This window comes from Nocardiopsis sp. NPDC055551 (assembly GCF_053619415.1).
Genome location: NZ_JBSHJJ010000008.1, coordinates 1 through 13022, shown reverse-complemented (window position 1 = coordinate 13022; position 13022 = coordinate 1). Strand labels below are relative to the sequence as shown.

Genomic DNA, 13022 nt, shown 5'->3' with positions numbered 1-13022 from the left:
CACCCCCTTCGGAGGGGACTTCGACTCTGTGGGCACTAACTACACCGATTCGCGTTCGAATGTATGCCTCAGCTACATGTGAAACCGATCACCACGGATCTAACTTCGGGATGGCACCCCTCATCCCCCTGTGGGTCGCGCCGCGACCAACGGCGGGTGCCGACTGGAGGAAGAACATGCGAAAGACCCCTCTGGCCGCCGGAGCCATCGCGGCCACGCTCACCATGACCGCCTGCGGCAGTCCTGGCGACGCCGCCGGCACCGACGGCGAAGGGCCGATCAAGGTCGGCATCGTCTACTCGTCGACCGGTCCGCTGGCCACCTACGGCGAGCAGTACCGGCAGGGCTTCGAGGCCGGCCTCGACCATGCCACCAACGACACCCGGGAGATCGAGGGCCGCCAGATCGAGGTCACCTACCTCGACGACGCCGGCGAACCCGACAAGGCCGTCTCCGCGGCCCGCGAACTGATCGGCGAGGGGCACGGCATCATCGCCGGCTCGACCGCGTCGGGCATCGCCGTGCAGGTCGCCCCCCTGGCCGAACAGAACGACATCCTGTTCATCTCCGGGGCCGCCGCCACCGACGCCGTCACCGGGATCAACGACAACACCTTCCGCTCCGGTCGCCAGACCTACCAGGACATCCTCGCCGCCGCCAGCTTCATGGACGACCCCGAGGACTCCGACGTCGTCGTCTTCGCCCAACAGAACGCCTTCGGTCAGGACAACGTCGGCGCCGCGACCGAGGTCCTCGAAGCCGAGGGCGCCAACGTCGACAGCGTCTTGGCCCCACCGGACACCACCGACCTCACCCCCTTCGCCGAGCAGGTCAACCAGGCCGACCCCGACCTGGTCTTCGTCGCCTGGGCGGGCGAGACCGCCTCCGCCATGTGGCAGTCCCTCGACCAGCAGGGCATCCTCGACTCCACCGAGGTCGTCACCGGGCTCGACATCAAACCCTCCTACCCGATCTTCGGTGAGGCCGGCGACCGCATCTCCTTCCTGTCCCACTACTTCGACGGGGCCTCCGAAACCGAGATCGCGCAGATCCTCAAGGAGACCATCGAGGCCGACGGCGGCGAGGTCGACCTGTTCACCCCCGACGGCTTCACCGCCGCACAGATGGTCGTGCAGGCCGCCACCGCCGGCGACGAGACCGCCGACCGCGTCGACGCCCTGTCCGGCTGGACCTTCGACGGCGTCAAGGGCGAAATCCACATCCGTTCCGAGGACCACGCCCTCATCCAGCCGATGTACCAGGTCGAACTGGTCGGCGAGGGAGACGACGCCCACCCCGAACTCGTCGCGGAGATCCCCGCCGCCGACGTCGAACCCGCGATCGCGGAGTAGTCATGAGCACCCACACCCCACCGTCGGGCGCGACCACCGCGCCCGACGGGGGCGCGACCGCGCCCGACACCGCCACGTCCGTCCTGGAACTGCGGAACCTGAGCTGGTCCGTGGGCGGCGCCGTCATCGTCGACGACATCACCATGTCCGTCGAGGAAGGCGGGTTCGTCGCCCTCATCGGCCCGAACGGGGCGGGCAAGACCTCCCTGTTCAACCTGGTCAGCGGCCTCACCAAGCCCACGGGCGGCACGATCCGGCTGGCGGGCGAGGACGTCACCCCCCACGCGTCCCACCGCCGGGCACGCCTGGGCATGGGCCGTACCTTCCAGACCTCCAGTGTCTTCGCCGACCTCACCGTCGGCGCCAACGTCGGTCTGGCCGTCCAGGCCCGCACGGGGGAGTCCCGCCGCTTCTGGCGCCTGGCCGCCCCCGCCGGCGGAAAGGACGCCGCCCGGGTCCTGGACCTGGTCCGGCTCTCCCATCGCGTCGACCACCTCGCCGGGGATCTCTCCCACGGCGACAAACGCAAGCTCGAACTCGCCCTCCTCCTGGCCCGCGGGCCCCGGCTCATCCTCCTCGACGAACCCATGGCCGGGGTCAGCGCCGGAGAGATCGGCGAACTCACCAACGTCATCCAGGACGTGCACCGCGAACAGGGATGCACGGTCCTCATGGTCGAACACCACATGGAGGTGCTCCTCGACATGGCCGACCGACTGGCCGTCATGCACCACGGTGCCCTTCTCACCTACGCCGACCCCGAGACCGCCATGGCCGACCCCGACGTCCAGGCCGCCTACCTCGGGGACGGCGCGTGAGCGCGCCCGCGCCGCTCCTGGAAGCGGACGACCTGCACGTGTGGATCGAGGGATCGCACATCCTCCAGGGAGTGTCCTTCTCCGTGCCCGACCATGGCGTCACCTCGGTCCTCGGCCGCAACGGCGTCGGCAAGACCACCACGGTCAAGGCACTCCTGGGCCTGGTGCCGCGCACCGGCAGGGTCGTCTTCGACGGCGCCGACATCACCGAACGACCCACCCACGCCATCGTCACCAAGGGCATCGGCTACGTCCCCGAGGAACGCGGGATCTTCGCGGCCCTCACCGTCGCCGAGAACCTGCGCTTGGCCGAACGACGCCCGGGCGAACCACGCTACGACCTCGTCCACGAGCTCTTCCCGGAACTGCGCAAGAGGGCGAACCAACCGGCGGGCACCCTCTCCGGAGGCCAACAGCAGATGCTCGCCATCGGACGCGCCCTGCTCAACGACAACCGGCTGCTCATCGTCGACGAACCGACCAAGGGCCTGGCGCCCCGGATCGTCCGCGAGGTCGCCGACGCGGTGGCCACCGCCGCCGAGAGCGTCCCCGTGCTGCTCGTGGAACAGAACCTCTCCCTGGTCCGCCGGGTCGCCGACCAGGCCGTGGTGATCGACGCCGGAAGCGTCATCCACACCGGCTCCGCGTCGGAGCTCCTCGACGACGCCGAGCGCGTCCGTTCCCTCCTCGGCGTGGCACGGACCGCCACCGACGAACCCACCGACAGGCGGGTGGACACCACATGAGCACCGTCGTACTCCTCATCATCACCGGGCTCGGCCTCGGTGCCCTGTACTTCCTCATCGCCTCGGGCCTGTCCCTGATCTTCGGCCTGATGGACGTCCTCAACTTCGCCCACGGCGCGTTCCTGGCGATCGGTGCGTACGGCACCTGGTGGGCCGCCCAGTACCTGCCCGGTGCCGGCCCGGCCGGGGTGGGCTTCCTGCTGGCCATGGTCTTCGGTGTGGCGGCCGGAACGCTCGCCGCCGTCCTGGTCGAACTATGCGTGATCCGGCCGCTGTACGGCAGACACCGCGAACAGATCCTCGCCACCGTCGGCCTGAGCCTGGCCGTTCCTGCGCTCATCCAGGCGATCTGGGGCGCCGACCCGCACACCTTCCCCAAACCGGAACTGGTGTCGGGCACGCTCCCCCTGCTGGGCGTCAACGTGCCCAAGGACCGCTACCTGCTGATCCTCGCCGCGATCGTGGTGTTCGTCGCCCTGTCGCTGTTCAACTCCCGCACCCGCTACGGGCTCATCGTCCGCGCGGGCGTGCAGGACCGCGCCATGGTCACCGCGCTCGGCATCGACGTGCGCAAGTCGTTCACCCTGGTGTTCGCGATCGGTGGGGCCGCCGCCGCGCTGGCGGGTTCCCTGGGCGGCCTCTACTTCGGGGTGGTCACACCCACCCAGGGGATGTCGCTACTGATCTTCGCGTTCATCGTGGTCGTGATCGGTGGCACCACCTCGCTGACCGGCTGCGCGATCGCCTCGGTGACCGTCGGCCTCATCCAGCAGTTCGCCAACTACTACACCGTCGCCGGCCTCGGTGACATCGCCGTGGTCGCCGTGCTGGCCGCGGTCCTGCTCACCAGACAGGGCGGCCTGACCGCGAAGAAGTCCGCGGAGAGGGTGGCATGATGACCGACACCGACACGACCCTCCGTGAGACCACCGGCCCCTCGAAGGGGCCCGAGATCTCCGACGTGCGGCGACGCCGTTCCCTGCCCTGGTGGGCGGTGCCCGCCGTGGTCCTCGTGGTGGCGCTGTCCCTGCCCTTCTCCACCCTGTACGTCCCCGGGCTGTTCGAGGGCGCCCTCAACAGCCCGTCCACCCTGCACCTGCTCGCGCTGTGCCTGGTCTTCGGTGGTCTGGCCACCAGCTACGACCTGCTCTACGGGCGGGTGGGACTGCTGTCCTTCGGACACGCCCTCTACTTCGCCTGCGGCGCCTACGTCGCCGCGCTGCTCATGTCGGTCCTGGAGCTGCCCCTGTTGTGGGCGGCCGTGATCTCGGTGACCGGTGGAACCCTCCTGGCCCTACTGCTCGGCGCGGTGTCGCTGCGCGTCAACGGCATCGCGTTGGCCATGGTCACCCTTGCCTTCGCCGAGGCCGGATCCATCCTCATCTCCCGCGACCCCGGCCGTTGGACCGGCGGCGAGGAAGGGCTCTCCCTCAGCGCCGAGGCCGTCCCCGACGCGTTCGTGGGCGTGGTCAACACCGTCAACTTGTACTGGGTGGCAGTCGGCTACCTGGTCGTGGTCCTGGGTGTGGTCTGGTGGCTGTGCGCCTCGCCCGTGGGCCGGGTCTGGCAGGGCATCCGCGCGAACGAACAGCGCGTCGCGGTACTGGGCATCAACCCCTACCCCTACAAGCTGGTCGCCTTCACCGTCGGTGGTGGCCTGGCCTCCCTCGGCGGCGTGGCCTACCTCCTGGTCAACGGAGGGGTCACCCCCGGCATCACCACCGCCGAGTTCACCCTCACCCTCCTGGTGATGGTCGCCCTGGGCGGCGCGGGCACCCGATGGGGACCCCTCCTCGGAGCGGCCCTCTACACCTACGCCGAACACCGGCTCCTTCAGTCGGGTGGGGCCTTCGACGCCCTGCCCACCTGGATCGGCGCCCCGCTCTCCCAACCACTCTTCATCCTCGGCACGCTCTTCGTCCTGATGGTGTTCTTCTTCCCCGGCGGCCTCGTCGCCCTCCCGGGACGGATCAAGGCCGCCGTCCGGGACCGGCGTACCGAACGCACACGAAAGGCGGACCACGCGTGACCACACCCTCCCGTAGCGACGGGGACGAACACACCGTCCCCGTCGTCGGGGGCGACCTGGCCGTGACGACCTGGGGCTCCGGCCCCGGGGTCCCGGTCCTGGCCGTCCACGGAATCACCGCCAACGGTCACTCGTTCGCCCGCACCGCGACCGAACTCGCGAAGCTCGGGGGACCCCCGACCATCGCCCCGGACCTGCGCGGCCGGGGCGCCAGCGGGCACCTGCCCGGACCACACGGACTGGCGGCCCACGTCGACGACCTCCTCGCCGTACTCGACGGCCGCGGGGTACGGCGCACCGTGGTCGTGGGCCACTCCATGGGCGCGTTCGTCGCCGCCCTACTGGCCGTACGCCACCCCGAGCGGGTGTCCGGTCTGCTCCTGGTGGACGGCGGCTTCGGTCTGCCCGTGCCGCCCGGAACCGACATCGAGGCCGTCATCGGCCCGGCGATGGCCCGCCTGCGCATGACCTTCGAGTCCCCCGACGCCTACCGGGACTTCTGGAAGGAGCACCCGGCCTTCGTCGGGCGCTGGAGCACCTGGGTGGACGACTACGTCCTACGCGACCTGGTCGGCGAACCACCGCGACAGCGGTCGGCCTGCGACGAGGAGGCCGTGCGGGTCGACGGTGCCCAGGTCGTGTCCGATGAGGAGGTACTCGGCGCGATCCACCGCCTGCCCTGCCCGGCCCACCTGCTGTGGACCGCGCGCGGACTCATGGACGAGAGCCCCGGCCTGTACACGTCCGAACGGCTCGCCGGTCTCCCCGAGTCCGTGCGCGTCACGGAACTGCCCGAGGACAACCACTACAGCCCGCTGTTCTCCTCAAGTGCCGCCCTGGTCGCCGAGCAGGTCCACGCCCTTGTCGAGGAGACCGTGCAGGTGCAGGGCCAGTTGTAGCTCCAAGGCGCGGTCGGGGCGCTGCCAGTCCGTCCCGATCAACTGCCCGATCCGCTCCAAGCGCTGCGCCACGGTGTTCACGTGGATGTGCAGGTCGTCCTTGGCGCGGGACAGGTTGCCCCCGGCCGCGAAATAGGCCCCCAGGGTCTCCACGAGCAGTGTGTTCCGCCGTTCGTCGTACTCCAGCAGTGGACCCAAGGTCGCGGAGACGAACCCGGACACGTCCCGGTTCTGGCCGAGCAGCAGACCGGAGAACCCCAGGTCCTCGATGGTCGCGCAATCGCCCTCCCGGCCCAGTGCCCGCAGCGTCTGCAGGCAGCGAACCGCCTCGGTGAACGTGTCCAGGAACGTCCCGAGCCCGCCGGTGGGCCCGGCCAGACCGGCCGTCACCGGACCGTTGGCGGCGGCGGACAGCTCCGCGCACACCCGCCGCCCCACCTCGGAGGGATCCGACCCCGGAAGCGCCAACACCAACCGACCACCCCGGCTCGTCGCCAGACCGCCCGTGGTCTCGGCCACGAACGACGCCGCCGATCGCAGCCGATGTGGATCGGCGCCCACGGCCTCGGCCACCACCAGCACGTGCGGCGCGTCCAGGTCGGCCTGCAACAGCGCCGCCCGTTGACGCAACGACACCGGATCCCGCGCCGGCACCTCCAGCAACTCGTTGAGCAGATCGCCGCGGACCCGGTGCTCGGTCTCGCTCACCGAACGTCGGATGAGCAGCAGCAGGGCCGTCACCATGGCGGCCCTCTCCAACACCCGCTGGTCCGTGCCGTCCAGCGCCACGCCGCGCAGCACGAGCGTGCCCAGAGGCTCGCCTCCCGCCGCCGCGGCCGCCACCCAGGCGTCGTCCACGGCCACCGCGCGGCCGCTCGCCAAGGAGGAACGCACCGCCTCGGCCACCTCGTCGTCCCCCTCCGCCAAGGGATCGCCGCCCGGGGAGGGATCGTTCACCTCACCCGAGGGCGACGCGGTCACCGACACCTCCGAGGTCCGGTCGTGGATGCGCACCGAACCGCCCAACACCTCGGCGACCGCGGCCGCGACCTCGCGCACCCCGCCACCACCCAGCACCAGGTCGGTGAACCTGTCGTGTGCCGCGGCCGAACGCTCCACCGACGCGGTGTGCCGCTGCAACCTCTCGTTGACCGTGTGCAACTCGTCCAAGGCACGCCGGGTGTCGTCGATCAGGTTCGCGTTGTCGATCGCGATCGCCGCGTGGGTGGCCAGCGACGACAACAACGCCACCTCGGAGTGAGCGAAGGGCCGCTCCCGTCGGTTCGCGGCGAACAACACCCCCATGCCCCGCCCGTTCATCTTCAACGGCACGCCCAGGATCGCGACCAGGCCCTCCTCGCGTACCGCGTGGTCGATGTTCTCCGCGTGCTCGAAACGGGGGTCGGTGAAGTAGTTCGCGGTCACGTACGGCAGTCCGGTGGTGGCCACCAGACCGCCCAGCCCCTTGCCAGGGGCCAACCGCACCTTCTGGAAAACGGCGGACACCGAACCCGCGGTCACCCGCATGTAGGTGTCCCCCGCCTCCGCGTCACTCAGGGTCAGGTAGGCCACGTCCGTGCTCAACAGATGCCGGGCCCGCTCCACGATGGCCTGCAACACCTGGTCCAGACTGCGCATCCCCGCCAGGTCGTTGGCGGTCTCGAACAACGCGCTCAATTCGGATTCACGGCGTTGCCGGTCACGCAGGACCGACCGCACCCGCAGCGCCGCGAACTTGGCCTCCTCCAACGCCGAGACCGTGTCCGCGTCCGCGCCACCCGAACGCGCGCGAAGCACCGGCCGCTCGTACTCCACGGCCGGTGCGTCGCGCAACAGCAGATCCAGGAAGAACGCCTGGTGCCCGGCGTCCGCCGGGCCATCCCCGCGAGGGGGTTCCGGGGTGGTGTTCAGCTCGCGCTCCAAGCTCCGTCGACGGGGAGCGACGCTCCGTTGATGAACGAGGCGTCGTCACTGCACAGGTAGGCGACCAGTTCGGCCACCTCCGCGGGTTCGATCAGGCGTTTCACGGGAGTCCGGGCCAACAGCACCTCGGACACCACATGCTCCTCGGGGATACCGTGCGCCGTGGCCTGATCGGCGATCTGCTTCTCCACCAGGGCGGTCCGCACGTAACCGGGGTTGACGCAGTTCGACGTCACCCCCCGCTCCGCGCCTTCCAGAGCGATCACCTTGGAGAGCCCCTCCAAGCCGTGCTTGGCCGCGACGTAGGCCGACTTGTAGGCGGAGGCGCGCAGTCCGTGCACGGAGGAGATGTTGACGATCCGGCCCCAACCACGTTCGTACATGTGGGGCAGCGAGCCCCGCACCAGACGGAACGGGGACTCCAGCATGAGCCGCAGGATCAGGGAGAAGCGATCCGGGGGGAAGTCCTGCACGGGCGCGACCGTCTGCACTCCGGCGTTGTTGACCACGATGTCGGCGCCGCGCGCCGCCTCCTCCGCGGAATCCAGGTCGGTCAGGTCCAGTTCGACGGCCTCGCCCACGCCCTCCTTCTCCAAGGCGGTGAGCGCGGAACCGTCGACGTCGACCAAACGTACCGAGGCTCCGGCGGCGGACAGTCTGCGGGCACAGGCCAGGCCGATACCGCCGGCTGCACCGGTCACCAGCGCGATCCTGTCGGTGAGGTCGACCTGGGCGGTGTGGGGGGAAGCCTCTGTCGTCATGTCAGCAAACTAGGACGGGGTGGGACCGTGGGGGATAGCTCCGATGAACACACCTCTGGGATGGGACATGTGGTGATCCGCCATGGGCGAGGGGTCTCCTGTGGGGTTCCCACTCGAACAGCCTAAGTGATCGGGGTCTCTCGCACATGTTGTCCACATCACAATCTGCCTAGGCTCCAAGTCAGGGTTCGGCCGAACCACCCCCGCTGATCGACCCCCGGAGCCGTACATGCACCCCCAGAGCAGTCCACCTCCGTCAGCCCCCGCCAGGTACCTGCCGCCGATCATCGCCCTGGCCGCGGCCTTCCTGTTGGTCGCCGCGACGATCGTCGCCCTGGCCCCACGAGCCTCCGCCGCGACCCTGGACCCGGTGCCCTCCTTCGGCACCGACCCCGGCGCCCTCTCCATGTACGAGTACGTCCCCGACGACCTCCCCGCGGGCGCACCCGCGGTCGTACTCCTGCACGGATGCGCCCAGGATGCCGCCGCCTACCACCAGCACTCCGGCTGGGCGGAACAGGCCGACGCCTCCGGGTTCGCCCTCGTCTACGCCGAACAGAGCAGCGCCAACAACGCCACGAGCTGCTTCAACTGGTTCGAACCCGGCGACGTGGCCCGCGACTCCGGTGAGGCCCGATCCATCCGCTCGATGGTGGAACACGCCATCGACGCGCACGGACTGGACGCGGATCGCGTATACGTCTCCGGACTGTCCGCGGGCGGTGCCATGGCGGCCGAACTCCTCGCCGCCTACCCGGACGTGTTCGCCGGCGGAAGCATCGTCGCGGGTGTCCCCGTCGGCTGCGCCACCGGCATGGTCGACGCCTTCACCTGCATGAACCCGGGTAAGGACCGCACACCCGAACAGTGGGGCGACGAGATCCGCGCCAAGCTACCGGACGGGGCCGACCTACCCCGGGTCGCGGTCTGGCACGGTACCTCCGACACCACCGTCGCCCCGGCCAACGGGGACGCCTCGGTGGCCCAGTGGGCGAACGCGGGCGGTGTGTCCACCGAGCCGGACACCACCGAGCAGTTGCCCGGATCCACAACGGCCTCGTACTACGGAGGCGGGCCCGACGACGCAGCCATCGCCCACTACTCCGTCTCCGGTCTGGGCCACGGAACCCCGGTCGACCCCGGCTCGGGTTGCGGCACCGCCGGCGCCTACTTCCTCGACGCGGTCTGCTCCAGTGGGTACACGGCGCAGTTCTGGGGGATCGACGGTGGGGTCGGACCCACCGACCCACCGACGGAGGAACCCACCGATCCGCCCTCGGGCGAGTGCGTCACCGCGAGCAACTACGCCCACGTCACCGAGGGGCGCGCGGAGCACCGGTTCGGAATGGTCTACGCGGCCGGCTCCGACGACCCGCTCGGCCTGTGGAACCCGGCCGTGACGACCTCCCTCACCGAGACCTCACCGGGCCACTGGGAGCACACCGTCGACGGGTGCTGAGCGAAAGACGCGGGGCGGGCGGGCCATCGGCCCACCCGCCCCGCTCCATTCCCCTCCCGGCCTTCGGAGGACGGGCACGACCCCCGTGGTGCCCGTCCTCCGCTCCTCCCCCTCAGGTCTCCTCGGCGACCCGTGCCTCGCCCGCGAGCACGTTGGCGGTCAGCCTGCGCAACGCGAGTCTGGTCGCCTCGAACTCCTCGTCCGGAAGGTCGATCACCCGCCCGATCGCCTCGGGGATGCCCCGAGTGCGGGCGCGGAGGGCGCGGCCCTCGTCGGTGGAAGTGACCCGCACCGAACGCTCGTCCTCGGGATCACGATCCCGACGGAGCAGCCCGTTGGTCTCCAGCCGCTTGAGCAGGGGGGTAAGGGTTCCGTAGTCGAGTTGGAGCACCGCGCCGATCTCCTTGACCGAGCACCCGCCTCGCTCCCACAGCAGCATCATCACGAGGTACTGCGGGTAGGTCAGACCGAGCGGATCGAGCAACGGGCGGTACAGGTTGGTGACAGCGCGGGACGCCGCGTACAGCGCGAAGCACATTTGCTCGTCGACTGGCGGGAGTGCGAAGTCGCCCTTGGGGGCGGGGGAACGGTCGGGCATCACTCGACATCGTAGTAACCACGCACCCGATGTCAAAGCCCACAATCACCTTGTGCGCAATGTAAATGGAGCAAAGAGGTCGGCTCGCGTCCGCGAACCGACCTCCACCCACGGGAACGGTCAGGAGCCCTCGGGTGGACGAGTGCCGGCCGGAAGCCGTCGCTTGAGCACCTTCCCGGTGGCGTTGCGCGGCAGTTCCGCCAACACGATCACGTCACGCGGGACGGAGAAACGCCCCACCAGCTCCCGAACATGCAGCCGGATCCCGTTCGGATCCACCGACCGTCCCTCGTAGGGCACCACGTACGCCGCGAATCGCTGTCCGAACTCCTCGTCCGGAACCCCGGTCACCACGACCTCGCGCACCGAGGGCAGCGTCACGATCGCCTCCTCCACAGGCCGGGGGAAGACGTTCTCACCACCCGAGACGATCATGTCGTCGTCACGCCCGGCCACGTGCAGCAGACCGTGTACGTCCACGTGACCGCGGTCGCCGGTCTCCATCAGACCGTCGGACACCCGCTTGTTCCTCCCGTTCGTGTACCCGTCGAAGAGCATGTCGTTGCCGACGAATATCGCGCCCTTCGACCCCTGGGGAACCTCCCGACCCCGTTCGTCCAGGACCGCGATCCGCGTACCGAGCGGCGGCCGTCCCGCGGTGGTCGGCGCCGTCCGCAGGTCTTCGGGGGAAGCGATGGTCGCCCACGACACCTCGGTAGACCCGTACAGGTTGTAGATGACGTCGCCGAACGCGTCCATGAAGTCGCCGATCAGCTGCGGGCTCATCGCCGAACCACTACACGCCACGATCCGCAGCGAAGAGGTGTCGTACTTCTCCCGCGTCGACCGGGGCAGGTCCATGATCCGCCGAAGCATCACCGGTACCGCGAACAACGCCGTGCACCGCTGCTCCTGAACGGTCCGCAACACGTCCTCCGGCTCGAACAACCGGCGCATCACCAGGGTCGACCGCATCGACATGCCCAACTGGACACCGGCCAGCCCCCAGGTGTGGAAGATCGGCGCCGACACCAGGATCCGGTCCTTGGAGTTCAACGGGATCCGCGACAGTACCGAGGCCGCGTCTTGCGGACCCTTCGGGGTCGGGCGCCGTGCTCCCTTCGGCGCCCCCGTGGTCCCCGAGGTCAACACGATCAACCGACCCGGACTCTCGGGCGGGACGGGGTCGGGCTCGGTGGGCTCCTCGACCTTGGTCGGGATCCGCGGACCCGGCACCACGGTCTCCCCCCACGACGTCACACGTGGGATCTCCGGCGGCAACCCCTTGTACAACTCCTCGAAGTCCGAGTCCGCGACGAGCAACGACACCTCGTTGTGTTCGATCACGTCCACCAACGGACCGGCGGCCAACCCGGTGTTCAACAGGACGGCGTCGGCGCCCAGGCGGCCACAGGCCATGGCCGCCTGCACCATCCCGGCGTGGTTGCGACACAGGATCCCCACCCGGGACCCGGGGCGGACCCCCAGGCGCCTCAGCTCGTGGACCAGCTGTCTGGCCAGCCGGTTCATCTGTCCGAAGGTCGTCACCCCGGAGTCGTCGATCACGGAGATCTGGTCGGGGACCCGCTCGCCCGCGGCGGCGTAACCACCGGCGATGGTCGCCCCCCAGGTCTTGAGCTGGCGTAGCTGGCGGACGATCTTGTCCGGGCGGCCGACGGAGAAGACCCCGGCCCTGACGAGTACGGACACCACCTTGAGGGTGTGGATCAGATTGGACCGGGTGGACGGGCCACCGACTGAGGACGGCATTCGGTCTCCGGGGGAGTACGGGGACGGGCGAAGCGGTCCGCGCCCTCCGAGGAGCCTTCGCCTCGTGACTCCACGGAGTACTGCGAAGGTAGGTCAGATGCGCACGGGATTCTTCGTCGCGGAGTGAGTGATCACCGACGCGTGGTTGTCACCGGGTGAGCCTCGAGACCGATACTGGAATGATTATTTCAAGTCTCTGACCTGCGGTGATATTAGAAACTTGCTGGTGAGAGTCGAAACGATCCCGTGCCGGTGCAAGTAATGGGCAAGGGTCGTGCATTTGTCATGAAGTGAGCTTCGGTGGAGCGGGTATTCATCGGTCGGGTGAGCGTTGCGGGTCCGGGAGCCGACGCGGGCAATAGAGGAACGCGCGTACGCGCGCGAGGAGGGGGCCGGATCCGGCTCTCCGAAGGGGCGAACGGCGTGTGTTGGCCGAAGCGGGGAGCCGAGGTGGAGGTCGGGTGACCGGCGACACAGGCGGTTCGGTTTGCCGGGTGCGTGGAGTGCGGGTAGTGTTCTCCAGGTCGCCGCAGGACGGCGAGTGGCCCCCAGGGTCGACTCGGAACCGGACTGCGATCACAGACATCCTCTTCAAAGCAGCCTGGTTCGAGCGGTGCTCGGAGCATGTAAACTCGAAGAGTCGCTTCAAAAGCCCAGCGTTCAAACC

11 protein-coding genes are annotated in these 13022 nt (G+C 69.4%); 7 read left to right on the top strand and 4 right to left on the bottom strand.

The annotated features are described in order from the left end of the window. The first annotated feature begins 176 nt into the window (after positions 1 to 176). Genes ACWGSK_RS15645 through ACWGSK_RS15620 form a run of 6 tightly spaced genes read left to right on the top strand, consistent with a single transcriptional unit; the run spans position 177 to position 5844 of the window. On the top strand, positions 177 to 1352 hold the full coding sequence (locus ACWGSK_RS15645; protein ID WP_452456088.1) for a substrate-binding domain-containing protein: 1176 nt from the start codon (positions 177 to 179) through the stop codon (positions 1350 to 1352). 2 nt (positions 1353 to 1354) lie between these two features. Continuing rightward, positions 1355 to 2170: an ABC transporter ATP-binding protein gene (locus ACWGSK_RS15640; protein WP_452456087.1), complete on the top strand. Its 816-nt coding sequence runs from the start codon at positions 1355 to 1357 to the stop codon at positions 2168 to 2170. Beyond that, positions 2167 to 2916 (top strand): ABC transporter ATP-binding protein, encoded by a 750-nt coding sequence (locus ACWGSK_RS15635; RefSeq protein ID WP_358508610.1) that lies wholly within the window; start codon positions 2167 to 2169, stop codon positions 2914 to 2916. The genes ACWGSK_RS15640 and ACWGSK_RS15635 overlap by 4 nt, the downstream gene beginning before the upstream one ends. Next, positions 2913 to 3812, top strand: a complete 900-nt coding sequence (locus tag ACWGSK_RS15630; protein WP_452456086.1) for a branched-chain amino acid ABC transporter permease — start codon at positions 2913 to 2915, stop codon at positions 3810 to 3812. The genes ACWGSK_RS15635 and ACWGSK_RS15630 overlap by 4 nt, the downstream gene beginning before the upstream one ends. Further along, positions 3812 to 4945 carry a branched-chain amino acid ABC transporter permease gene (locus ACWGSK_RS15625; protein WP_358508733.1) on the top strand — a complete coding sequence of 378 codons (1134 nt, stop codon included), beginning with the start codon at positions 3812 to 3814 and terminating at the stop codon, positions 4943 to 4945. Before ACWGSK_RS15630 ends, ACWGSK_RS15625 begins: the two co-directional genes overlap by 1 nt. Next, the gene (locus tag ACWGSK_RS15620) at positions 4942 to 5844 is read left to right on the top strand and encodes an alpha/beta fold hydrolase (RefSeq protein WP_358508606.1); all 903 of its coding nucleotides are present in this window, start codon (positions 4942 to 4944) and stop codon (positions 5842 to 5844) included. The genes ACWGSK_RS15625 and ACWGSK_RS15620 overlap by 4 nt, the downstream gene beginning before the upstream one ends. Here ACWGSK_RS15620 and ACWGSK_RS15615 read toward each other — a convergent pair. Together ACWGSK_RS15615 and ACWGSK_RS15610 are read right to left on the bottom strand one after the other, a co-directional pair. Further along, a complete protein-coding gene (locus tag ACWGSK_RS15615) occupies positions 5770 to 7767 on the bottom strand; it encodes a helix-turn-helix domain-containing protein (protein ID WP_358508604.1) in 1998 nt (665 codons plus the stop codon). The two genes, ACWGSK_RS15620 and ACWGSK_RS15615, sit on opposite strands and share 75 nt — an antisense overlap. Beyond that, positions 7752 to 8528, bottom strand: coding sequence for a 3-hydroxybutyrate dehydrogenase (locus ACWGSK_RS15610; RefSeq protein ID WP_358508602.1), 777 nt, complete (start codon positions 8526 to 8528; stop codon positions 7752 to 7754). The genes ACWGSK_RS15615 and ACWGSK_RS15610 overlap by 16 nt, the downstream gene beginning before the upstream one ends. A gap of 229 nt (positions 8529 to 8757) precedes the next feature. On the opposite strand from ACWGSK_RS15610, the gene ACWGSK_RS15605 reads away from it, so the two are divergent. Continuing rightward, entirely contained in the window at positions 8758 to 9987 is a 1230-nt protein-coding gene (locus ACWGSK_RS15605; RefSeq protein ID WP_452456085.1) for an extracellular catalytic domain type 1 short-chain-length polyhydroxyalkanoate depolymerase, read from the top strand. A gap of 112 nt (positions 9988 to 10099) precedes the next feature. Here the strand turns inward: ACWGSK_RS15605 and ACWGSK_RS15600 are convergent, their stop codons facing one another. Both ACWGSK_RS15600 and ACWGSK_RS15595 read right to left on the bottom strand, forming a co-directional pair. Further along, entirely contained in the window at positions 10100 to 10585 is a 486-nt protein-coding gene (locus ACWGSK_RS15600; protein WP_358508598.1) for a MarR family winged helix-turn-helix transcriptional regulator, read from the bottom strand. A gap of 120 nt (positions 10586 to 10705) precedes the next feature. Next, positions 10706 to 12355 (bottom strand): AMP-binding protein, encoded by a 1650-nt coding sequence (locus ACWGSK_RS15595; protein WP_358508596.1) that lies wholly within the window; start codon positions 12353 to 12355, stop codon positions 10706 to 10708. Positions 12356 to 13022: the final 667 nt, after the last annotated feature.

Coding starts and splice junctions, on each gene's coding strand:
- ACWGSK_RS15645 (WP_452456088.1), top strand. CDS start 177: ATGCGAAAGACCCCTCTGGCCGCCGGAGCCATCGCGGCCACGCTCACC.
- ACWGSK_RS15640 (WP_452456087.1), top strand. CDS start 1,355: ATGAGCACCCACACCCCACCGTCGGGCGCGACCACCGCGCCCGACGGG.
- ACWGSK_RS15630 (WP_452456086.1), top strand. CDS start 2,913: ATGAGCACCGTCGTACTCCTCATCATCACCGGGCTCGGCCTCGGTGCC.
- ACWGSK_RS15625 (WP_358508733.1), top strand. CDS start 3,812: ATGACCGACACCGACACGACCCTCCGTGAGACCACCGGCCCCTCGAAG.
- ACWGSK_RS15610 (WP_358508602.1), bottom strand. CDS start 8,528: ATGACGACAGAGGCTTCCCCCCACACCGCCCAGGTCGACCTCACCGAC.
- ACWGSK_RS15605 (WP_452456085.1), top strand. CDS start 8,758: ATGCACCCCCAGAGCAGTCCACCTCCGTCAGCCCCCGCCAGGTACCTG.
- ACWGSK_RS15600 (WP_358508598.1), bottom strand. CDS start 10,585: ATGCCCGACCGTTCCCCCGCCCCCAAGGGCGACTTCGCACTCCCGCCA.
- ACWGSK_RS15595 (WP_358508596.1), bottom strand. CDS start 12,355: ATGCCGTCCTCAGTCGGTGGCCCGTCCACCCGGTCCAATCTGATCCAC.